This is a genomic window from Bradyrhizobium sp. 25ACV (assembly GCF_054863005.1).
This window is the reverse complement of the sequence record NZ_JAVAYO010000008.1, coordinates 180622-201820: the sequence shown is the minus strand read 5'-3', so window position 1 is coordinate 201820 and position 21199 is coordinate 180622. Positions and strand designations below refer to the sequence as shown.

21 protein-coding genes and 1 tRNA gene are annotated in these 21199 nt (G+C 63.9%); 2 read left to right on the top strand and 20 right to left on the bottom strand.

Annotation, left to right across the window (positions count from 1 at the left end; all coding sequences use genetic code 11):
• Positions 1-19: 19 nt before the first annotated feature.
• The 7 genes from RAD04_RS20400 to RAD04_RS20370 form a co-directional block, all read right to left on the bottom strand.
• Positions 20-712 carry an FABP family protein gene (locus tag RAD04_RS20400; RefSeq protein WP_461625184.1) on the bottom strand — a complete coding sequence of 231 codons (693 nt, stop codon included), beginning with the start codon at positions 710-712 and terminating at the stop codon, positions 20-22.
• A 173-nt stretch (positions 713-885) separates the two neighbouring features.
• Entirely contained in the window at positions 886-1065 is a 180-nt protein-coding gene (locus tag RAD04_RS20395; protein WP_461615949.1) for a hypothetical protein, read from the bottom strand.
• A gap of 49 nt (positions 1066-1114) precedes the next feature.
• Positions 1115-1306 carry a hypothetical protein gene (locus tag RAD04_RS20390; RefSeq protein WP_461625183.1) on the bottom strand — a complete coding sequence of 64 codons (192 nt, stop codon included), beginning with the start codon at positions 1304-1306 and terminating at the stop codon, positions 1115-1117.
• Positions 1303-1551, bottom strand: coding sequence for a hypothetical protein (locus tag RAD04_RS20385; RefSeq protein WP_028140731.1), 249 nt, complete (start codon positions 1549-1551; stop codon positions 1303-1305). The genes RAD04_RS20390 and RAD04_RS20385 overlap by 4 nt, the downstream gene beginning before the upstream one ends.
• Positions 1552-1816: 265 nt before the next feature.
• On the bottom strand, positions 1817-4372 hold the full coding sequence (locus RAD04_RS20380) for a bifunctional diguanylate cyclase/phosphodiesterase (RefSeq protein ID WP_461625182.1): 2556 nt from the start codon (positions 4370-4372) through the stop codon (positions 1817-1819).
• 356 nt (positions 4373-4728) lie between these two features.
• Positions 4729-5508 carry a DUF2182 domain-containing protein gene (locus tag RAD04_RS20375; RefSeq protein WP_461625181.1) on the bottom strand — a complete coding sequence of 260 codons (780 nt, stop codon included), beginning with the start codon at positions 5506-5508 and terminating at the stop codon, positions 4729-4731.
• Positions 5509-5568: 60 nt separating this feature from the next.
• Positions 5569-6201 (bottom strand): DUF1326 domain-containing protein, encoded by a 633-nt coding sequence (locus tag RAD04_RS20370; protein ID WP_461625180.1) that lies wholly within the window; start codon positions 6199-6201, stop codon positions 5569-5571.
• A 490-nt stretch (positions 6202-6691) separates the two neighbouring features.
• Between RAD04_RS20370 and RAD04_RS20365 the strand changes: the two genes are divergently transcribed.
• Positions 6692-11521, top strand: a complete 4830-nt coding sequence (locus RAD04_RS20365; protein WP_461625179.1) for an NAD-glutamate dehydrogenase — start codon at positions 6692-6694, stop codon at positions 11519-11521.
• A 109-nt stretch (positions 11522-11630) separates the two neighbouring features.
• Here RAD04_RS20365 and RAD04_RS20360 read toward each other — a convergent pair whose 3' ends face one another.
• The 10 genes from RAD04_RS20360 to RAD04_RS20315 all read right to left on the bottom strand — a co-directional run bounded on the left by RAD04_RS20360 (position 11631) and on the right by RAD04_RS20315 (position 18441).
• The gene (locus RAD04_RS20360; protein WP_461625178.1) at positions 11631-11960 is read right to left on the bottom strand and encodes a hypothetical protein; all 330 of its coding nucleotides are present in this window, start codon (positions 11958-11960) and stop codon (positions 11631-11633) included.
• A gap of 543 nt (positions 11961-12503) precedes the next feature.
• A tRNA-Phe gene (locus tag RAD04_RS20355) sits at positions 12504-12579 on the bottom strand.
• Between the two features lie 185 nt (positions 12580-12764).
• A complete protein-coding gene (yacG, locus tag RAD04_RS20350) occupies positions 12765-12947 on the bottom strand; it encodes a DNA gyrase inhibitor YacG (RefSeq protein WP_026202520.1) in 183 nt (60 codons plus the stop codon).
• Positions 12948-13092: 145 nt separating this feature from the next.
• Entirely contained in the window at positions 13093-13722 is a 630-nt protein-coding gene (locus RAD04_RS20345) for a Maf-like protein (RefSeq protein ID WP_007597557.1), read from the bottom strand.
• A gap of 157 nt (positions 13723-13879) precedes the next feature.
• Positions 13880-14347, bottom strand: coding sequence for an arsenate-mycothiol transferase ArsC (locus RAD04_RS20340; RefSeq protein ID WP_018321267.1), 468 nt, complete (start codon positions 14345-14347; stop codon positions 13880-13882).
• Positions 14348-14352: 5 nt separating this feature from the next.
• Complete coding sequence (locus RAD04_RS20335) at positions 14353-14850, bottom strand: UPF0262 family protein (protein WP_461625177.1); 498 nt, start codon at positions 14848-14850, stop codon at positions 14353-14355.
• Complete coding sequence (gene hisD / locus RAD04_RS20330) at positions 14847-16142, bottom strand: histidinol dehydrogenase (protein WP_461625176.1); 1296 nt, start codon at positions 16140-16142, stop codon at positions 14847-14849. The genes RAD04_RS20335 and hisD overlap by 4 nt, the downstream gene beginning before the upstream one ends.
• Positions 16143-16284: 142 nt before the next feature.
• Positions 16285-16734, bottom strand: coding sequence for a DUF2948 family protein (locus RAD04_RS20325; RefSeq protein ID WP_461625175.1), 450 nt, complete (start codon positions 16732-16734; stop codon positions 16285-16287).
• A gap of 82 nt (positions 16735-16816) precedes the next feature.
• A complete protein-coding gene (locus RAD04_RS20320; protein WP_461625174.1) occupies positions 16817-17476 on the bottom strand; it encodes an NAD-dependent epimerase/dehydratase family protein in 660 nt (219 codons plus the stop codon).
• A gap of 26 nt (positions 17477-17502) precedes the next feature.
• Positions 17503-18441: an SDR family oxidoreductase gene (locus tag RAD04_RS20315; protein WP_461625173.1), complete on the bottom strand. Its 939-nt coding sequence runs from the start codon at positions 18439-18441 to the stop codon at positions 17503-17505.
• 84 nt (positions 18442-18525) lie between these two features.
• Between RAD04_RS20315 and RAD04_RS20310 the strand changes: the two genes are divergently transcribed.
• Positions 18526-19167 carry a TetR/AcrR family transcriptional regulator gene (locus tag RAD04_RS20310; protein ID WP_461625172.1) on the top strand — a complete coding sequence of 214 codons (642 nt, stop codon included), beginning with the start codon at positions 18526-18528 and terminating at the stop codon, positions 19165-19167.
• A gap of 45 nt (positions 19168-19212) precedes the next feature.
• Here RAD04_RS20310 and RAD04_RS20305 read toward each other — a convergent pair whose 3' ends face one another.
• The 3 genes from RAD04_RS20305 to RAD04_RS20295 form a co-directional block, all read right to left on the bottom strand.
• Positions 19213-20037 carry an alpha/beta fold hydrolase gene (locus tag RAD04_RS20305; RefSeq protein ID WP_461625171.1) on the bottom strand — a complete coding sequence of 275 codons (825 nt, stop codon included), beginning with the start codon at positions 20035-20037 and terminating at the stop codon, positions 19213-19215.
• A 130-nt stretch (positions 20038-20167) separates the two neighbouring features.
• Positions 20168-20677: a hypothetical protein gene (locus RAD04_RS20300; protein ID WP_461625170.1), complete on the bottom strand. Its 510-nt coding sequence runs from the start codon at positions 20675-20677 to the stop codon at positions 20168-20170.
• A gap of 194 nt (positions 20678-20871) precedes the next feature.
• The gene (locus RAD04_RS20295; RefSeq protein WP_026202518.1) at positions 20872-21180 is read right to left on the bottom strand and encodes an EthD family reductase; all 309 of its coding nucleotides are present in this window, start codon (positions 21178-21180) and stop codon (positions 20872-20874) included.
• Positions 21181-21199: the final 19 nt, after the last annotated feature.

Here is a 21199-nt window from a genome sequence, read left to right as displayed (position 1 = left end):
CAAAGTCTCCGAGTATCGCTCAGGCCGAGGCCGCCGGCCCATCGCTCTTCTCATCGCGATTCTCATCGCTCTTGGCGCGATCGTTCACGATCACCGCGAGTGGATTGAGCTTCGGCGGCGCGACGAGCTGCAGCGTGTTGGTGTCGCGATGGTCGAACGGTGCGCCGCGCACGAACAACTCGGTCTGAATCAGATAAGTCCAGCTGCCGTCGTCGTTGAAGGTGATGTCGCAGCGGTAGGAGTCGGTGCGGAAAGCCTGTTCCAGGAAGTCGGTCGAGCAGATCCCGTAGGCGGTGTCGCCGCGCTTTGCGGTGACCGAGATCGTCTTGTCGTCCGGTCCGGCCTTGCCCGAGGCCAGCAGCACCTGGCCGCGCGGAATCGCCAGCGTCTGCATGATCAGCCCGGTCGCGGGCTCCCACAGCCAATAGCCGACCTGGTCGTGGAAGGTGATGTCTTCTTCGGGCGTGTTGATGTGGATGTGATAGCGCAGCCCGTATAGCAACTGCGGCCCGTTGGCCTGCGGATCGATCGGGTCCATGCGGATGCGCTCGATGAAGGTCCGCCGCTCCGGCCCCTCCGTCTTCGGATTGATGTCGATGCCCTTGTCCGCCTGCCAATGCCCTGCGAGACGGCGAAGCGGGCCGAGATTGGCAAGGCCGTCGGGCGAGACGTCCTCGGGCTCGGTGAAGATGTCGGCGGGAATCGGAAGCATGGTGTCCTCGCGGCAAGTTGCGGGGACAGCCATAGCACGGCGGCGGGAACCTGGCGCGTGCTCAGGCCTCACAATCGCGAATGGACACCGGCGTTGTGCGCGGGACGATTGTCGGGCTTTTCGACAAGACGACGAAGCCGAACCCGTTCGGTTCGGCTCCGCCGCCGGGACGTTTAGTGGCGATGATCGCGGACCTCGGGCTGCGTGCGGTGGTCCCTGACGATGGTCTGATTGCGATGGTCGCGTACGATCGGCGGGTCGCGATGATCGCGGACGATCGTCCGCGCGCTCGCGGGCGTCACCGCGCTTGCCAAGGTGATCGCTGCGAAAGCCACAAGGATGGTATTGCGCATAAGTCTTGTCCTCTTCCCGGTGGATCACTGCGAGCCACCTGACGCCAAGCTAGATCGACCTGCTGGAATGATATGTGTCGGCGATCACGCGGCGACGATCGGGATGCTGGCGATCACGCGTCATCCGCAGCACGAAGCGCATGGCGGCTTTTCCGTCGAGCTCCTCTGCGAAGGACAGACGCGCGACGCGATCTTCGCGACGCTCGCTGACGTTTCCGGTGTCACCGGAGATCGCCCTCAAGCCGCCTCAGACACCGATTTCGCACGCTCCTCGAGCACGCCGATCGTCGAGACCAGATTGTCGCGCCGCGCTCGAAGGTTGAGGGCTAGCAGCGGATATGTCGGCTGAAGCACGTCGAACACGCCGGCTTTGGCTTCCTCTTCGAGAATGTCGGTATTCAACAGCCGAACGCGCCACCACAAATCGGCGATCAACGCATCGAGCCGGAGTTCGCCGGCAGTACCAGAACGGGACATTTCTTGCATCGCATGCCTCAACCTGAAACGGGCCTCCCTGCCGGGCCCGGCTTTGGTCAAGACTGAGCAAGTGGAGTGCCAGGATCGGCGGGTGCGATTAGGCTCGGGAATTGGCTCCGCGCGGTGCGCTCCTTCGGCTCTCAGCGGAAGCTGAACGTGCCAAAGGACCACCAGATCTTGCCTCCTTCCAAGCTATTGATAGGGAGGCTTCACCTGCTCAGCTTTCCTGCTCTTGGGCGGCGGGCGATGATGACAAACGCCGGAGGCATTCAGCTCACGCCGCCCGCCGTTTCCGTCGCGCCGGGGGGGCTTGCCACGAGAGGCCGGCGAGCGGCACGGGCTTGCTGAAGTGAAATCCCTGGCCGAGCGGGATGCCGAGTGACTGGAGCCGTTTGACCTGCTCGAAGGACTCGACCCCCTCGGCGACGATCGAGAGCTTCAACGTCTTCGCGAGCTGCACGATGGACTTCAGCACGGCGACGGTCTCGCAGCGATCGATCCTGTCGATGAACGATTTGTCGATCTTGACCTTGTCGAAAGGAAAGGCCGTCAAATAGGACAAAGACGAATATCCGACACCGAAATCGTCGAGGGCAATGGAGACGCCGAGCGCCTTGAGGCGCTGGAGCGTCTTGAGGTTCTCCTCGGTGTCGGCGAGAAATACGCTCTCGGTGATCTCGAGCTCGAGCCGGGTTTGCGGAAGGCCGCTCTGCGCCAACGCAAACGTCACGGTGTCGACGAGATTGGTGCCGGCAAATTGCAGGGCAGAGAGATTGACAGCGACCTTGACGTCGGCCGGCATGCTCATCGCATCGCGACAGGCCCGGGCAAGCACCTGATTGCCGAGCTCGACGATCAAGCCCCCCGCCTCTGCAACCGCAATGAACTCAGCCGGAGGAATGTAGCCCCTGGTGCCGTGATGCCAGCGCGCCAGGGCTTCGACCGATTTTACCCGGCCGGTGCCGAGCTCGATCACGGGCTGATAAAACACCTCCAGCTCCTCGCGCCAGATCGCTTCGCGCAGCTCGATCTCGAGCACGTTGCGCTGATCCGCTTCCGCTTTGAGCTCCGCTGAATAGAGGTGGAAGCAGCTTCGGCCGGCATTCTTCGACCTGTAGAGCGCAAGATCGGCGTTGCGAAGGATCTCATCGACCCGCGTGCCGTGCTCGGGCACGAGCGCAAGGCCAATGCTACAGCCGATCACGACGGGATGGCCATCGATGTGATAGGGCTCGGCAATGGCCTGGACCAGCCGCTCGGCCAGGCTTGCAGCGCCGTCGCGCATCGCGGCCACGATCACGGCAAACTCGTCGCCGCCAATTCGCGCCGCCGTATCGGCATCACGAATCTGCGCCTTGATCCGGTCGGCAACCTGCTTCAGCAGCGCGTCGCCGCATTGATGGCCGAGCGCATCATTGACGGACTTGAACTTGTCGAGATCGAGCAGGAGTACGGCGAACCCAGGCTCCAGCCGGCGCGAGCTGGCCAGCGCCTCGTCGATGCGCTCCTTGAACAGGTTGCGGTTGGCAAGGCCGGTCAGGCTGTCGTAATGCGCCAGCCGCTCGATGCGGTCCGCCGACGCCTTGCGCTCGGTGATGTCCTCATGAGTAGCGACCCAGCCGCCACCCTCGCGCCGGCCGTAGGAGATGTAGACGACCCGTCCATCGGGAAACTGCACGGTGTTCGAGATCTGCTCCGACCGGGCGAGCCGGTTCTTCAAATCGACGAGATAGGTCTCGACGTCGAGCACGGCGGTCTGTTTTGCGAATATATCCCGGAAATGCATGCCGATCCGAATGTCTTCCGGCAGGAGGCCATAGAGTTCGAGCCATTGCGGGTTGAATGCGATCAGGCGGTCACGGCCATCGAACATGCTCAAGCCCTGGGGAAGGTTCCGGAGCGCATCCTCGAACTTGCTGGCAAAATCGCGCCGCTCGCGGTGGGCGCGATCCAGCGCCTGCTGCCGTCGCCAATGGAATGTCGTCGCGGCTAGGATAATGAACGTAAGCAGCAGCGCGCCGCCGAGATAGACCTTCTGCCGGACGGCGGAGCGCGAATAAATCTCCTGCTCCGAAATGCCGACGGTGAAGATGAGCGGAAACGCGCGCGACCTGCGTGCCGTGATCAGCCGGTCGCTGCGGTTCGGTCGGTTCTCGTTCCAATATTGCACATAGAAGCCGTCACCGAGCTCGCCCTCGACGCGGCTGGGTGTGCGTTGTCCCAGCACGGAGCCCTGGTCCACCCCCCGGGCGGCGAGCACGATGTAATTGGCATTTCTGAGCACCAGCGTTCCTCCGACGCCGAGCTTTGCCGTGTCGTAGAACCTGCCGACCACGTCGACGCTGATCGAGCCGACGACCACCCCGGCCGAATTCCCTGCGAGGTCGAACAACTTTCTTGCGAGCTGGATCGTCCATTTGTTCGAGGCCCTTCCCAGCACCGGCTTGGCGACGTAGAGGCGATCGTCGGCTTGCGCCATGGCATTGATGAAGTGCTCGCGATCGCCAAGATAAAGCGGCGGGCCGGAATAGCCCGCGGTCGTCTCGATCATGTATCCGTTCGATCCGATCAATGCGAGCTGAACCACGTCGCCGGTCGCAATGCGGGCCTTGTCCGACCATGACTTCAAGCTGAAGGCGAGCGGATCCTGGGCGTAGAGCGCTCGTACCACCAGCAATGACTGATCGACGCGCTCGAAGATGCGTTCGGTGTTTTCCTCGAACAGTTCGGCGACGCTGTCGCCGTGCGACCGCGCCTGCTCGACCGCATCCATCCGCTCCGACGCGGTGATTGCGAAATAGCCGATCCAGACCAGGGGCAGAAAGAACAATGCGATCTGCAGCGGACCATTCCGCAGGATCGTTCTTCCGGCTTTGCGGACTGCACCAGCGGGAATCACGACGCGCACCCCCGCTTCGGCCGCCAGGGCAGAACTGCGCTCGCCCGCAGTATTGGCATCGCCTTGTCTCCGCCTCGACTGCACAGGGACACCCGCGGCCGAAAGCGGCGCGCGGGTGCTGTTCATAGCGCAAAGGTAGCTGAAACAGCCTTAAGTTTGTATTTGGGTAAAGCTCAATTCTTCAGCTTAAAACATCCGTATCATCACGGAGGTCGGCTGGCCTTGAGCAATCAGATACACGGCCATGTCGAAAGCCGCACATTTTCAGCCGCCTTTGGGCCGGCTTTTCAGATTGCGCGCGCAAGAACAATCGCGCCGGACAGGATGAGGACCCCGCCTGCCGCATAGCTCAATCTTCGGCCGAACGACAGCAGCTTCTCGCCGGCGACATAGAGCGCGATGCCGATGATCCAGGCCAGGTTCATCACGCCGCCGACGAACAGCAATACCATCAGAAACCAGCAGCAGCCGACGCAGTAGCTGCCGTGGCGAAGTCCCATTCGCAATGCGCCGCGCGTGCCGGGCCGCCAATGCCGGCTGAGAAACAACAGCGGGCTCTCGCAGTAGCGTAGGCACGCCTGTTTGAGGGGCGTGAACTGATAAACCCCTGCTGCAATCAGAACGCCGCCGCCCAGAATCGCGCTGGTGCTTGCCATCGCCATCGACAGCAATCCGAAGCGTTCGAACGCTCCTTGCACCAGGACCGCGGCGAGACTGAACCCCGCCCACGTCACGAGATAGCCGGCGAGAAAGATCCAGGTATCGATTGCGGCGCGGGAAGCAGTCTCCTGCTTGCGCTTGACGGTCGCATACAAGAGAACGGTGGGCACCGCGCTCGGCGCCATCATCGCGACCATCATCACCCACCACATCACGAACAGCAGCACGCCATAGAACGGCGTCCACGGCATCGGCGCCATGTCCGGCATGTCGGCCATCATCTCGGTGTCCATGCCGGCGCCCGCGGCGAGATAGGCCCAGGCGAGCGCCACCACTGCGGCGGTCCCGATCGCGACGATCAGCCGGTCGCGGTGGAGCAGGTGTTCCAGTATCGAGCGCCCCTGCATCGACCTGTCCATAGCGATGAGGAGCTGACACCGAGGTTTTGTCTCGGTGTCAGCGCCGCATCATGCCGCTACGCCCTCGGGCGTCTGTACGACATTGGCGAGCGAACTATGCGTACCCTGGGTCTCGAACGGGATCGCGCCGGTCGAGCGGATGTTGGCGGATGCGACCTCTGCCGCCCGATGTTCGAACCCCTCGGGCATGACCACCTGGATGCGGTGCGGATCACCGGTCACCGGATTCTTGATCGGCTCGACATCGGTCTCGAGCACGCCCCTGGCGACGAGTTTTGCGACGCGTCCTTCTTTGTCGAAGGAGAACTCGAACGGGGCAAACACCGGATCGTGGATCTTGGTCACGATCATGCTGACGATCTGGAAAAGTGTGCCTTCGGCCGAATGCTTGCCGGAAAAGATATCGAACAACGCCTGACGCTGCTCCGCCGTGGCGCGTTCGTCGATGATGGGCTGGATCGTCCCGTTGCCCTCATGAAGCGGCCCAGGGAAATCGACCGTGATCGCAAAGCAGAGACCATCGAGCCTGGTCCCTTCGAAATGTCCCTTGGTGACCCGCATGGCGACCAATCCCTTGCAATAGCCTTGGGTCGGCCGTGCGTTGAAATCGCACGGGCAGCCAAACGCGCAGCTGCAGTTCTTCATCCATTCGCCTTCGAGACGCCAGTCCGATGCAGCCATGGCATATCTCCCAATGTGAGCGGGGACGCGGCAGCCGGAGACGAATTTGTTCAGCGTTATGTCGAAGCGAAACGTAGAGCCGCGAGCGGGATCGAAATCCGATCAGAAGGCCGGCCTCGCAAAAAAGTCGGCTGGCGAGCTGCCGTTCACCCAATGGCGAAAAGCATATCAGCTGTGGCCCTACGCGTACAGCGAACGCATGCGGCGAAGCTAGGGGGCGTCCGAAACTGAGAGGGATGGCGCGCCACTCCGAACAAAACTGAGAACTCGTATGTCATTGAATACACTTATGATTTCTCGTGACATCTGCGACCCGGCCGGTGTCGTAGGCCTTTTTGCCGCGGTTCCGCGCGCCTTGGCCGCCGGAGTGGTAAGATCAGGTGCCGAGGGCAGAATTCGCGGCGCCGATCTCGGTCAAGATAACGGCGCTCGAAGCGATGAACTCCAGAAGCAAACTGATGATCGCGGTTGCGATCGGACGATGCGAGAGATGGAGGACGTTATGGAAGCGTGGCGTGACGACAAGGCCCGGTCGACCCTGATTCGCAATGCTGCGGCCAACGTGCAGCTAGGCAACGCGCCTCGGACTTTTGCCGAACTCCTGTTCGGCCACACCAATAGCGAGGATCTCGCCAACCACGACGCCGCTTCGCTGGCCTTCCTGGCCGAGCAGGCCTGGGAACATGTACAGCGGCGCACGGCGGGGCACGCCGATATCCGCATCGTCAATCCGACGATGCCGGATGGCCGCGAGATCTCCGTGCTCGAAATTCTCAACGACAACATGCCCTTCCTGTTCGACTCCACTTTGGCCGAGCTAGCCGAGCAGGGCATCGAGGTCGCCCTGGTCGCCCATCCGATCATCGCCGTGGAGCGCGACGAGCAAGGCAAGCTGATGCGCTTCCATGGCGAAACCCTGCCGGCGGGAGCAAGGGGCACGCGCGAAAGCCTCATCCATCTCCACATCGCCCGCATGGACGTCGACGCCGACCGCCAAAAGCTGGTCGATGGGTTGACCATGACGTTGAACGACGCGCGTGCCTGCGTCACCGACTGGAAGCCCATGCGCGCCCGCATCGAGGAGGCGATCAAGATCTTCTCCACCAATCCGCCGCCGCTGCCGATCGACGAGATCGCCGAAGCCAGCCAGTTCCTGCATTGGCTATGCCTGGACAATTTCACCTTCCTGGGCGTGCGCGAATATCGCTTCTCCCCCGACGGCGATGCGTCGGATGACATCACGACCGGCGAGGGCCTCGGCATCCTGCGCGATCCCGAGGTGAAGGTCCTGCGCCGCGGTCGCGAAATGGTGGTGATGACGTCGGAAATTCGCGAGTTCATGCGGGAGCCGAGCCTTCTCATCGTGATCAAGGCCAACGTGTCCAGCCGCGTTCATCGCCGCATCCGGATGGATTATGTGGGCATCAAGCTCTATAGCCCCGACGGCCGGCTCGAAGGAGAATTGCGCCTCGTCGGTCTGTTCACGTCCGGCGCCTATACCCGATCGGTCAAGCAAATCCCTTACGCCCGCCACAAGGTGGCGCAGGTGCTACAGCGCGCCGGCTTCGACCCGAACAGCCATTCGGGCAAGGCGCTGACGCATATTCTCGAAGATTATCCGCGCGACGATCTGTTCCAGATCGACGTCGACACGCTCTACAATTTCGTCATGGAGATCCTGATCCTCTATGAGCGCCCGCGGGTCCGGGCGCTGGCACGCGTGGACAAGTTCGATCGCTTCGTCTCCATCCTCTGCTTCATTCCGCGCGACAAATACGATACCGACGTGCGCACGCGCGTCGGCGCCTTCCTCTCGCAGGTCTACAAGGGGACCCTGTCGGCCTCCTACGTGTCCTTCCCCGAAGGATCACTGGCGCGCGTCCACTACATCATCGGGCGATATGAAGGTAAGACCCCGGTCGTCGAGCGCGAGACACTCGAAGCCGGGATCAGCGCCATTGCCGAGACCTGGGCCGACAAGTTGAAGGTCGCGCTCGCAGCGTCTGCCGACGGCATGCGGGCGCGCATGCTCGCAAGCCGCTATGCCCAGGCCTTTTCCGGCGGCTACACCGAGATATTCAGCGCCGAACAGGCGATCGCCGACATCACCACCATCGAAAAGCTCACCTCAGCCCGACCGGTGACGATTTCGGTTTACCGCCTCGCGGGGGACGACGATCCCAGACGATTCGGCCTGAAGGTCTTCTCGGATGCCGCACCGCTGTCGCTATCCTATCGCGTGCCGGTGATTGAAAATCACGGCTTGAACGTGGTCAACGAACGCACCTATCAGATCGTGCCGCGCACCAGGCAGGCGCCGGTATGGCTGCACGATATGACAATCGAGACCAGCGACGGCAAGCCGATCGCAATCAGCCGTGAATTCAACCACCGTCTGGAAGCCTCGATCATGGCGGTGGTCCACGATCGCGCCGAATCCGACGGGTTCAACGCACTGATCCTGCGCACAGCCCTGAGTTGGCGGGAAGTATCGACGATCCGCGCGCTGTCGCGCTACCTCCATCAGATCCGCGCTCCGTTCACCCAGGACTATATGTGGGAGACCCTGCGCAGGAACGCCGCGATTACCGCCAACGTCGTCGCCCTGTTCCAGGGCCGCCTCGATCCGCGCCTTGGACTCACGATTGCGGAGCGCTCGGCGCGCGAGGTGGCTCTCGTCGCCGAGATCGAGGAGCAGCTCAAATCCGTCGCCTCGCTCGATGAAGATCGCATCCTACGCCGCTTCACCAATCTCGTGCAGGCAACCATCCGCACCAATTTGTGGCAGGTCGGTCAGGATGGACATCCGCATCCGGTGATCTCCTTCAAGTTCGACGCCCGCAAGATCGAGGCCCTGCCGGCACCGCGACCACTGTACGAGATTTTCGTCTACTCGCCCCGCGTCGAGGGCATTCATCTGCGCTTTGGCAAGGTCGCGCGCGGCGGTCTGCGCTGGTCCGACCGGCCGCAGGATTTCCGTACCGAGATCCTGGGCCTCGTGAAGGCACAACAGGTGAAGAATGCCGTGATCGTGCCGGTCGGCGCGAAGGGCGGCTTCGTGCCCAAGCGCCTGCCGTCACCCTCGAGTCGCGACCACTTCATGGCGGAAGGCACCGAAGCCTATCGTATCTTCGTTCGCACGCTGCTCGAACTCACCGACAATCTCGACGGCGACACCATCGTGCCGCCCGACTCGACTGTGCGGCATGACGGCGACGACCCCTACCTGGTCGTCGCCGCCGACAAGGGCACCGCCACCTTCTCCGATATCGCTAATGCGATCTCGGCCGAGAAGCACCATTGGCTCGCCGATGCCTTCGCCTCCGGCGGCAGTCAGGGCTATGACCACAAGAAGATGGGGATCACGGCGCGAGGCGCCTGGGAGGCGGTCAAGCGTCACTTCCGCGAGCTTGGCACCGACATCCAGACCAAGCCGTTCACGGTTGCCGGCGTAGGCGATATGTCGGGCGATGTCTTCGGCAACGGCATGCTGCTCTCGCCGGCGACGAAGCTCGTCGCGGCGTTCGATCACCGCGACATCTTCATCGATCCCTCGCCTGATCCGGTGGTCAGCCTCGCCGAACGCAAGCGCCTGTTCAGCCTGTCGCGATCGAGCTGGCAGGACTACGACAAGTCCCTGATCTCGCAAGGCGGCGGCGTGTTCTCGCGCTCGCTCAAGGCGATCCCGCTTGCGCCGGAAGTGCGCACACTGCTTGATCTCGACAAGCCGCAGGCCACGCCTTTCGAGGTGATGACAGCGATCCTCAAGGCCCGCGTGGACCTCCTGTGGTTTGGCGGCATCGGCACGTATATCCGCTCGTCCTCGGAAAGCGATGATCAGGCCGGCGATCGCGCCAACGATCCGATCCGCATCACAGGCGCCGATGTCCGCGCCCGGGTGATCGGCGAAGGCGCCAATCTCGGCGTCACCCAGCGCGGCCGTATCGAGGCGGCACAGAAGGGCGTGAAGCTCAACACCGACGCCATCGACAATTCGGCCGGCGTGAACACGTCCGACGTCGAGGTCAATATCAAGATCGCGCTGGCGCGCCCCGAGCGCGAGGGGCGCCTCAGTCCAGGCGACCGCAACAGCCTGCTCGCCGCGATGACCGAGGAGGTCGGCGCGCTGGTGCTGCGCAACAATTATCTTCAGACGCTGGCGCTTTCGCTGGCCGAACGGAAAGGGGTGGCCGAGATCGGCTTCCTTACCCGACTGATGCAGTCGCTAGAGCAGCGCGGCCTGCTCAGCCGCGCCGTGGAGTTCTTGCCCGACGATGCGGCGATCACTGAGCGTACGAGACGCAGCCAGCTCCTGACGCGGCCCGAGCTTGCCGTGTTGCTCGCTTACGCCAAGCTGACGCTGTACGACGACCTGCTTGCAACTGGCGTACCTGACGATCCCTATCTCGCCCGCGAACTATCCCAATATTTTCCGCGCCAGGTGCAGGAGCAATTCCCGACAGCGGTACAATTGCATCGGCTCCGGCGGGAGATCATCGCCACCAGTCTCGCCAATGCCGTGATCAACCGGGGCGGCCCGGCCTGTGTCGTGCGCCTGACCGACGAGACCGACGCCGATATCGCCACCATCGTCATGGCCTTCGTGGCAGTAGACGAATCCTACGGCCTCAAGCGGCTCAATGCCGGGATCGATGCACTCGACACCCGCATCGACGGGCAATTGCAACTCGGCCTCTACGCGGCGATCCAGGATCTCCTGCTCTCACGCATGGTCTGGTATGTGCGCAATGCTGATTTCAAGGCCGGTCTGGACGCCGTGATCGCACGCTTCGGCCCCGGAATCCAAGAGATCGCCGCCGGGCTCGACAAGACCCTGCCGCAGGATTCGCAGGCTGGGCGCACCAGGCGGCGGCAGGATCTGATCGATGCCGGTGTCCCGGCGGGCCTTGCCGCAGAACTCGCCGATCTCGATGCGCTCCTCTCCGCACCGGATATCGTCACCGTCGCGGAGCGCACCAACCGGGCCATCGGTGACGCCGCCACGACCTTCTTCGCCGCCGAGGCCGAATTCAGACTCGATCGGATCATCGCCGCCGCGCGCAGCGTGCCGGCCAACGATAATTACGAACGTCTCGCCATCGATCGTGCCGTTGGCCAGATCGCGGCCGCGGAAAGAGCACTGGTCGCCAACATGCTGGCAAACGGCGAATCCGGCCAGCAGGCCACCGGCGACTGGCTTGCGGCTCATCCTGAGGCGATGCGCGTTCGCCGCTTGGTCGAGGAGATCGCGGCCAGCGGCTTGACGCTCGCCAAGCTGACGGTGGCAGCCAATTTGCTGGGAGACCTCGTCCAGGCCTGAGTCCCGACGGCCGACCTCACTCGAAGCGATAGTCTGTGATGTCGACGCCAACGAGGCCGCCATGGGCCTCGATTGCCTGCTGCTGAAGATCACGCGTCTGTCCCCTCCCTCACTCGTCCAGGGTCGCAATCTCTGCCGGAAATCGCACCGCAAGGCGGCGCCAGTCTCCGCTGTCGGTCGGCCAGGGCTCCAGTTCCTCGGTTTCAACTCTCGGCCAGGCAAGCAGGAACGGCATGTTCAGATAGGTCCACATCGCGCAGCCGGCGAAGTAGGCGAGTTGCAGTTCAGTCCACGGGGTTTGCAACTCGTGGCCAGCAAAGCTCGCCCGCGGTTCAAGCAGCTCCTCGAGCACCGTTCCGTTGTCAGCTTCCAGAGCCACCCGGCTCGGCTCAAAGCGCAAGCGCCGATTGTCAGCGCCGAACGGACGTGCGACGCCCACTCCCTCTTCAGACCCACGGTGACGTTGGTCCGCTCGAGGGTGACAGCCTGTCCCTTCAAGGACCACAGGACGCCGCCCTGCACGAGATCCGCCGACACCTGCTCGAACTGCCGCCACCGATCGAGGCCCCCATGAGCTTCGATGGCAATATCCTTGAGTTGCTTCATTGTTGGGCTCCTGCGGAAGCCGCGCGGGATCGCGCGGCCTTTGTGGCGGGAGCCTAGGCGGTCGGCCAAGCCTGCCGAACGACTTAGATGCCTTGATTCCAGACACCGCCGCGAGCCGGGTTTTCCAAATGCCTCTTCCACGCGTCGCTGCTTTGAAGGCGCCTGTACGATGCCGTTTCGAGCTGGTCGGCGGAGATAGTGTCGATCGCGGAGGCCGGCGTGGAAAGGCGTGCGGAAGCGTGGTCGTGAACGCTGGATTTGACGTACGTAGACTTAGCGATCCCTAGGAAGAGAAATACGCGAGCGCGCTTCGCGCCGATCATTTGGCGAGGCGCAATCGCACAAGATCGTGCTCCAGCGTGGAAAAGCGTAGATTTGGTGCCCAGGGGCGGAATCGAACCACCGACACTGCGATTTTCAGTCGCATGCTCTACCAACTGAGCTACCTGGGCGTGCTCCAAGAGAGGGGCCAAAGCCCATCGAGCGGGCGGTTTATAGTGGGCCGGAAGCGGCCTGTCCACCCGGCTTCGCCAAGAGGCTTCGCCGGGCGCGGCCCGGCTGTGCACAAGCTGCGCCGGGCTGGCCGCGGCTGGGGCGCGGCGACTCGCACGATCCACCAAATGATTGATATTACTACTTATTCGACGTCGTCTACGTCATCGTCCCGGCCGGGGATGACGTAGGAGCCTTTCAGCCAGCGGTTCAGGTCGACGTCGCGACAGCGCGAGGAGCAGAACGGACGGGTGGCCTCGGACTGCGGCTTGCCGCAGATCGGGCAGGTTTTGAGCGGGCTGGCGGGCTTTTTGACGTGGTCGTCCATGATGTCGGCGGTTTGCACGGGGTGAAGGGGTTCAAGAGCCTGTCGGCAAACAGGTTCCTCGTACCGGCGGCGCGTGCGCCCCCTCAGGCCATTCTACTGTGCATGGGGTTGTTTTCGCGATTTTGTTGGGCGGGGGCTGGTCGGCTCACACCGCGGTGGCGTTGAGCCAGCCGAAGCGGATCGGAAAGCCCTCGCCGCCGAGCAGCGTGGTCGTCTCATAGAGCGGCAGGCCGACGACGTTGGTGTAGGACCCCACCATCTTCACCACGAAGGAGCCGGCGATGCCCTGCACGGCGTAGCCGCCGGCCTTGCCGCGCCATTCGCCGGAGCCGATATAGGCCTGGATGTCGTCTTCCGAGAGGCGCTTGAAGCGGACGCGGGTCTCGACCAGCCGCTGGCGGAAGGCCTCGCGTGGCGTCACCAGGGTGATCGCGGTGTAGACGCGGTGATTGCGACCCGACAGCAGGCGCAGGCACTGCGCCGCCTCGTCCACCAGATTGGCCTTGGGCAGGATGCGGCGGCCGACCGCCACCACCGTATCGGCGGAGAGGATGAAGGCGCCGCGCAGCTCGTCATCCAGCTGCACCGATTTGAGCGCCGCGTCCGCCTTGGCCCTTGCGAGCCGATTGGCACAGGCGCGCGGCAGCTCGCCCCGCTTCGGCGTCTCGTCGACGTCGGCCGGCCGGAGCGCGTCCGGCTCGATGCCGGCCTGGTTGAGCAGCGACAGGCGCCGCGGCGAACCGGAGGCAAGTACGAATTTGGGGCGGCCAAGCATCAGGTGATTTGGGGGATGAGCAGGGGGTGAATTGCGCGCGGAACCTATCGGAAGGGGGCTGATTTCACAACCCGGGAACCCGAGCTTTGGTGATTCGAGGGGATGCCGAGATGCGTGTGCCCTCAGTCTGTGACGCCGGTGTTACGGGTGCCGAATGCTACCCGCTCGCCGCGCCGACCTTGGCAAACCGCCGGCGGATGCGCATCAGCAGCTGGTCGCAGACGTCGCGATAGGCTGCGAGCTTCTGGTCGCGGCTGCCCTCGATGGTGGTCGGATCCTGCGTCGGCCAATATTCGACGTCGGCCGCCAGCGTCCGCGTCAGCTCCAGTGCCTTGTGGTGCGCCTCGGGCGAGAGCGTGATGATGAGGTCGAAATTCAGCCCCTCCCAATCCTCCAGCTCCTCGAAGGTCTGCGGCTTGTGGGCGGAGATGTCCTGGCCGAGCTCGGCCATCACGGACACCGCGAACGGATCGAGCTCGCCGCGCCTCGCGCCGGCCGATTTCACGTAGAGGCCCTGCGGAAACATGTGCTGCAACAGGCTCTCGGCCATCGGCGAGCGCACGCTGTTCATCGCGCAGGCGAACAGCACAGATTGCGGATCGCGTGCGCGTGGCGGACCCGCCATCGCGCTTACCCCTTCCAATGCAGGACAGTAATGAGCGTGAACAGCCGGCGCGAGGTCTCGAAGTCGACCCGCACCTTGCCTTTCAGCCGCTCCTGCAGCGTGCGCGATCCCTCGTCATGGATGCCGCGCCGGCCCATGTCGATGGCCTCGATCTTGTCGGGGGTCGCGGTGCGGATCGCCTGGTAGTAGCTGTCGCAGATCATGAAATAGTCCTTCACGATCCGACGGAACGGCGTCAGCGACAGCAGATGCGCGACGACCGGCGCGCCGTCCTCACGGCGGATGTCGAACATCAGGCGATTGCCGGTGATGCCGATATGCAGCGTGAACGGGCCCTTCCCGTCGGCGCCATCGGGCGCGAACAGGTTCTGCTCGATCAGATCGTAGATCGCGATCGCGCGCTCATGCTCGATATCAGGCCCGGAACGGCCGATCGATTCTTCGTCGAGCGTGACGCCGACGATGCGATTGGTCGAGTCGTCCTGTTCGGGCAGCACTGTCATGACAGATTGAGGCGCAATCCAATCGAACGCGAATGGGCCTCCAGCCCCTCCGCTTGTCCGAGCGTCATCGCGGCAGGACCGAGCGCGCGCAACTGATCCGGGCCGCATTTCAGGATCGAGGTGCGCTTCATGAAGTCGTGCACCGACAGCCCTGAGGAGAATCGCGCCGAGCGCGCCGTCGGCAGCACATGATTGGAGCCGCCGACATAGTCGCCGATCGCCTCCGGCGTATGGGGCCCGAGGAACACCGCGCCGGCATTGCGGATCTTCGCAGCGAGCGCATCGGGATCAGCCGTCATGATCTCGAGATGCTCCGCGGCGATCGCGTCCGCGAGCGGAATGCTATCGCCTAAGTTCTTCACCATGATGATGGCGCCGAAATCGGCCCAGGACGCGCTGGCAATCGCGGCACGCGGCAGCGTGTTCAACTGCGCCTCGACCGCCTTTTCGACGTCGGCGGCAAGGCGGGCCGAGTCGGTGATCAGGATCGACTGCGCGCTGGCATCATGCTCGGCCTGCGCCAGGAGATCCGCGGCGATCCAGTCGGCATTGCCGGTGTCGTCGGCGATCACCAGCACCTCGGACGGGCCGGCGATCATGTCGATGCCGACCTTGCCGAACACCAGCCGCTTGGCGGCGGCGACATAGGCATTGCCGGGGCCGACGATCTTGGCGACCGGCGCGATCGTCGCAGTGCCGTGCGCCAGCGCCGCCACGGCCTGTGCGCCACCGACGCGGTAGATTTCGGTGACGCCGCCGAGCGAGGCCGCCGCCAGCACCAGCGGATTGAGCTTGCCGTCGGGCGACGGCACCACCATCACCAGGCGCGAGACGCCGGCGACCTTCGCAGGCACCGCGTTCATCAGCACTGACGACGGATAGGCCGCGGTGCCGCCGGGCACGTAGAGGCCGGCGGATTCGATCGCGGTATAGCGCCAGCCGAGCTCGACGCCGAGCGGGTCGGTGAAGCGCTCGTCCTGCGGCAGCTGCCGGCGGTGATAGATCTCGATGCGGTCCCGCGCGAGCTTGAGCGCATCCAGTGTCGCGGCTTCGCACGCCTTGTTCGCGGCCTCGATTTCGGCCGCGGTGACGCGAAGGCCGGATGCATCCAGCGTCAAGCGGTCGAACTTTGCGGTGGCCTCGAGCAGCGCGGCATCGCCCCGCTTGGCCACGTCGTCGACGATGGCGCGCGCGGAGGCTTCGACGTCGGCCGAGACCTCGCGTTTGGCGGCGAGGAAGGCCGCGAATCGCTGGTCAAAATCGGCGCTGCTGCGGTCGAGGCGAACGGGCATGTCTGGCTTGGCTTCTGGCTGGTCTTTGGGGCGGATTGGCGCACCTCCCCTGCTCAATGGCGCGGCGGGGAAGCGGCGTCAACCCTCGCAAGCCGCCGTTCTGGCGCAGGCCTGAGCCGGTGCGGCTGGTATACAGGTCACCTCATCCCTCCCCTTCGATCTCCAACCCCGTTCCCAATGCGTCGGCGCCGAGGTCGGTCAGCTCACATTCCAGGCATTCGACGTCGAGCCGGATGGCGCCGCCCTCGGCGAACAAGAGCAGGGCACTGCCGCCGGGCTCGTCGGCGCGCCCGTCCCGGGGATGGAATTCGATGCCGACGAGGTCCAGGACCTTGTCGGGAGCTGCGAGCTCGATGTTGCGCGACTTGCAGGCGAGCACGCGGTCGAAGCGAAGCGCGGCGACCAGCCGGCGCGGCTCGGCCTCGCCCTCCAGCGTCTGCTCCCAGTCCAGCCGGCTCATCCCGACCACAAGCCGCTTCTCGCTTTGTCGCCAGATGATGTCGGAAGCCTGGACACGGGCATCCTGGACATGGGTCGAGATCACGGCGAGATCGTCGGCGTCGAGTGCGATCAGTTTGAGCTGGGGCGACATCGCCGACGCTTCTCCTTCGAAATGGACAGGACTCAACGCGCACAGGCCCCGAAATTTCCGCTCAAACTAACGGGCCGGCAGGCTAGAGGCTATTGATATCCTCCATCTCCAGCACGTTCCGCGGATACCCCTCCCGGGCGACGCGGATCATGGCGCGGCCGATCTGCTCGGTCGAGGTAACGAGCCGCGGCGAGAGCCGGCGCAGCACCGACCAGAGCGGCCCGGTTGCGGCATAGACTGCCTGCACCCAGGCGGTCTTGGAACGGGCGCCGTGCAGCGGCTGGATCGCGCCGGGCCGGAACATGTAGGCGGCCCGGAACGGCAGCTTCAGGAGATCGTTCTCGGTCTTGCCCTTGATCCGCGCCCACATCCGCGAACCCTGCTCGGTGGAATCGGTACCGGCGCCGGTGACGTAGGTGAAGACCATCTGCGGATTGAGGCGCGCCAGCGTCGTCGCAGCCGCAAGCGTGAGGTCATGGGTGAGATGGCGGTAGCGATCTTCGCTCATGCCGATCGAGGAGACGCCGAGGCAGAAGAAGCAGGCATCGAAGCCGGTGAGCTGGGCCTCGATCGCCGAATAGTCCAGAAAATCGTCGTGGATGATCTCGGTGAGCTTGGCGCTGCGCACCCCGGTCGGGCTGCGGCCGACCACGAGCACACGGGCGATGCCGGTGTCGATCAGGCATTCGCGCAAAACGCCCTGCCCGACCATGCCGGTCGCGCCGAAGATGATCACTCGCATCGGGATGTTCCTGGCGGGCTCGCGGCTCATGCCGCGGCCGCGATCTCGTCGAAGGATACACCGGTCAGCGTCGCCGAGACATCCCACAGCATGGCAGCGGTGGCGAAATCCTTCGCGTGTGGCATGATCTTCGCCGCCGCGGGCGCCCCCTTCATTTCGTAGAATCCGTTCGGGCCGTAATAGCCGCCAGGCTCTGCCGTGGGCGACGTCGCGGCGAGCAGCGTTGGCAGTGCGCCCTCGGCAGCGGACTGGCTGAACAGCGGCTGTAGCAGCCGGCCGATCCGCCACCGGAACGTGTTGGCGCCCGGCCCGTTCGCAACGAGGTCGGTGCGCGCAAAGCCGGGATGCGCGGCAATGCTGCTCACACCCCAGCCGGCAGCGTCGCTACGGCGCTGCAATTCGAGCGAAAACATCAGCATCGCCAATTTCGACTGGCAATAGGCGCGCCACGGACGATAGGAATGCTTGCTTTGCAGATCGTCGAAATTGATCGTGCCGGAGCGGTGCGCAAGGCTCGAGAGATTGACGACACGAGGCGCCTTCGCGCGGCGAAGCTGCGGCAACAGATGGGCCGTCAGTGCGTAATGGCCGAAATAATTGGTGCCGAGCTGCATCTGGAAACCTTCCTCGGTCTGCTGCCGCTTCGGCAGCGCCATCACGCCGGCATTGTTGACGAGGAGGTCGAGCTGCTCGTTGCCAGCGGCAAAGCGCCTGGCGAAATCGGCGACGGAGGCGAGGCTTGCGAGATCGAGAGGCTCGTAGGCGATCAGCGCATTGGGAAACCGCTCGCAGATGCCTTCGATCGCCCGCAGGCCCTTTGCGTCGTTGCGTCCGGTGAGTATGACAATGGCACCGGCGCCTGCCAGCGCCATCGCCGTCTCGTAACCGAGGCCACCCGTCGCCCCTGTCACGACGGCCGACTTGCCGGCGAGAGAGGGGATGTCTGCCGTGGTCCAGTCGATCATGCCATGTCTCCGTTCGGGGCTGGAACGAGGCCCGCGACCGGTCTAAATGTGCACTTAGTGCAATTTTGCAAGAGGTGAACCAATTTGAAGGCTTCGAAGGTGGTCCGGAAACGCGTCAAGTCATTGACCGGGGGCGGAAAATCCCCGGCCGCGCCCGGCCTGCGCCAGCGCAAGCGGCAACAGACCCGCGAGCGGCTGACCCGGGCGGCGATGACGCTGTTCCTGGAGCGCGGCTTCGAGGCCACGACCATCGACGATATCGCGGCAGCGGCGGACGTGTCGCGCCGGAGCTTCTTCCATTATTTCGCGTCGAAAGAGGACGTGGTGGCGGCCTGGCAGGAGAATGCCGCCAGCGCTCTGGTCGCCGAGGTCGTCGCGCGGCCCGCGGACGAATCCATGCTGACGGCGGCGGAGAATGCGATCGCGGCGGCGGTCAAGCGGCTCGATCCGGCGGAAGCCGCGGCGATGTCGCGGCTCAAGCGCGACAATCCCGCGCTGCAGGCGCGCGACCAGCTCAAATACGAGAAGCTCGAGCGCGCGCTCGCCGAGGGCCTTGCCCAGCGCGGGCGAACCAAATCCGACCGGCTGCAGGCCCGGCTCGTCGCCATGATCGCCACCGGCGCCATGCGCGTCGGCGGCGAGAGCTGGATCGGCGAAGGCGCGCGGGAGAAGCCGGAAGCTTTCGTCAAGCGCACCTTCGATGCGATCAGGGCGATCTTGAAGTGAGATCGTTTTTCCTTCTCCCTTGTGGGAGAGGGTGAGACCGACGCCTCACTCCCTGAAGAATGCCAGCAGGTCGGCGTTGATGGTTTCGGCGTGCGTGGTCGGCATGCCGTGCGGGAAACCCTTGTAGGTTTTCAGCGTGCCCTTCTTCAGCAGCTTGGCCGACAGCGGCGCGGAATCGGCGTAGGGCACGATCTGGTCGTCGTCGCCGTGCATCACCAGCACCGGCACGTTGATCTTCTTCAGATCCTCGGTGAAGTCGGTCTGCGAGAACGCGACGATGCCGTCGTAATGCGCTTTCGCGCCGCCCATCATGCCCTGGCGCCACCAGTTCTGGATCACCGCTTCCGACGCTTTTGCGCCGGGACGGTTGTAACCGTAGAACGGGCCGGCGGGGAGGTCGCGATAGAATTGCGTGCGGCTGGCGGTGAGCTGCTTCTGCAGATCGTCGAACACGCTCTTGGGCAGGCCGCCGGGATTGGCTGCGGTCTGCACCATCAGCGGCGGCACGGCGGACAGGATCGCCGCCTTCGCCACCCGGCTCTCACCGTGGCGAGCGATGTAGTGCACGACTTCGCCGCCGCCGGTGGAATGGCCGACATGGATGGCGTTCTTGAGGTCGAGATGCGCGGTCACGGCCGCGAGGTCGTCGGCATAATGGTCCATGTCGTGGCCGTCGGAAACCTGCGACGAGCGGCCATGGCCGCGGCGGTCATGGGCGATGACGCGATAGCCGTTGTTGGCGAAGAAAATCATCTGCGCGTCCCAGTCGTCGGCCGACAACGGCCAGCCGTGGCTGAACACGATCGGCTGGCCACTTCCCCAATCCTTGTAGAAGATCTCGACGCCGTCTTTGGTGGTGATGGTGGGCATGGATTGCTCTCTTTCGGTGAGGATTAGTGACCCTGCACGTGCGCAAGCACGCGCCGGTGATGCGCAGATAGTTGCGCGAGACCGCGAATGCGATGCCGGGCATCAACAGGGAATGTTGAGAATCGTGTGCTCAGGCAAACGCCATCGGCTTGAAGCGGCGCCAGGCGCCGATGGTGAGCACGACGAAGAACACCAGCACGATGCCCTGCACCGCCGCGAACACGGGTCCCGACGGCGGCGCCGGCGCCACGGCCGGCGCGAGCGCGGCGAGCGCCGGCACCTTGAGGAACGACTGGATCACCAGCACGAAGACGTTGAAATACAGCGAGATCATCGCGGTCACGACGTAGACCGGACGCCAGACCCCGGTGAGCTTCATGCCGTACAGCGCAATGCAGGCGATGACGAGCAGCACCAGCGAGATGATGCCGATGATGTGCGAGGGCAGCAGCTTCTCGAACGGAAACAGGAAGCCGGTGGCGCTGGTCAGGATCGTGAACAACAGGAAGATCGCGGTGAGGCCCGGCATCGACTTCGACCCGAGCAGGCCGAACATCACGACGAGGCCGGCGACGATGGCGATCAGGCTGATGACGACATGGACCAACGTGAGGGCGGGCAAGCTCAAGCCGAGGACCATGACATCTCTCCTACTCGTCTGGCGTCAAGATTCAGGAGAGTAGTATTACGACCCTCATGGAATTGCCACGTGCGTTGTCGTCACATGCATGTGCGAAGCCATGCGTCATCGTGCGAATCGACAAACGCATGGCTGATTTTTTTGCACCGCTGTCACAAACGACGGCAGTTTTCGACGAAAGTTGAATCGAACTCTCACACTTCCTTGGTGTCGAAGATCAAGAGGTCGGCGCCGCCGCTGGCGAATTTCGGCACGTCGGCGCCGGTGGCCTTGCCTTCCGGACTGCCGAAGGCCGCCTGGATGTCGCCCACGCTGTCGAAGGTGAGAATGGCGACGAGATGGATTCCGGAGGGACCTGCGGGAGATGCGACCGGGCCCTTGCTGACGGCGTATTTCTTCAGGCCGGGAAGTTTCTTGGCGAGCGGAATGTGCGTCTCGGCGTAGTACTTGTCGAAGGCGGCAGCATCCTTGGGTGTCTTGTAGAGCACGACGACTTCAGCCATTTAGTCCTCCCGATTGATC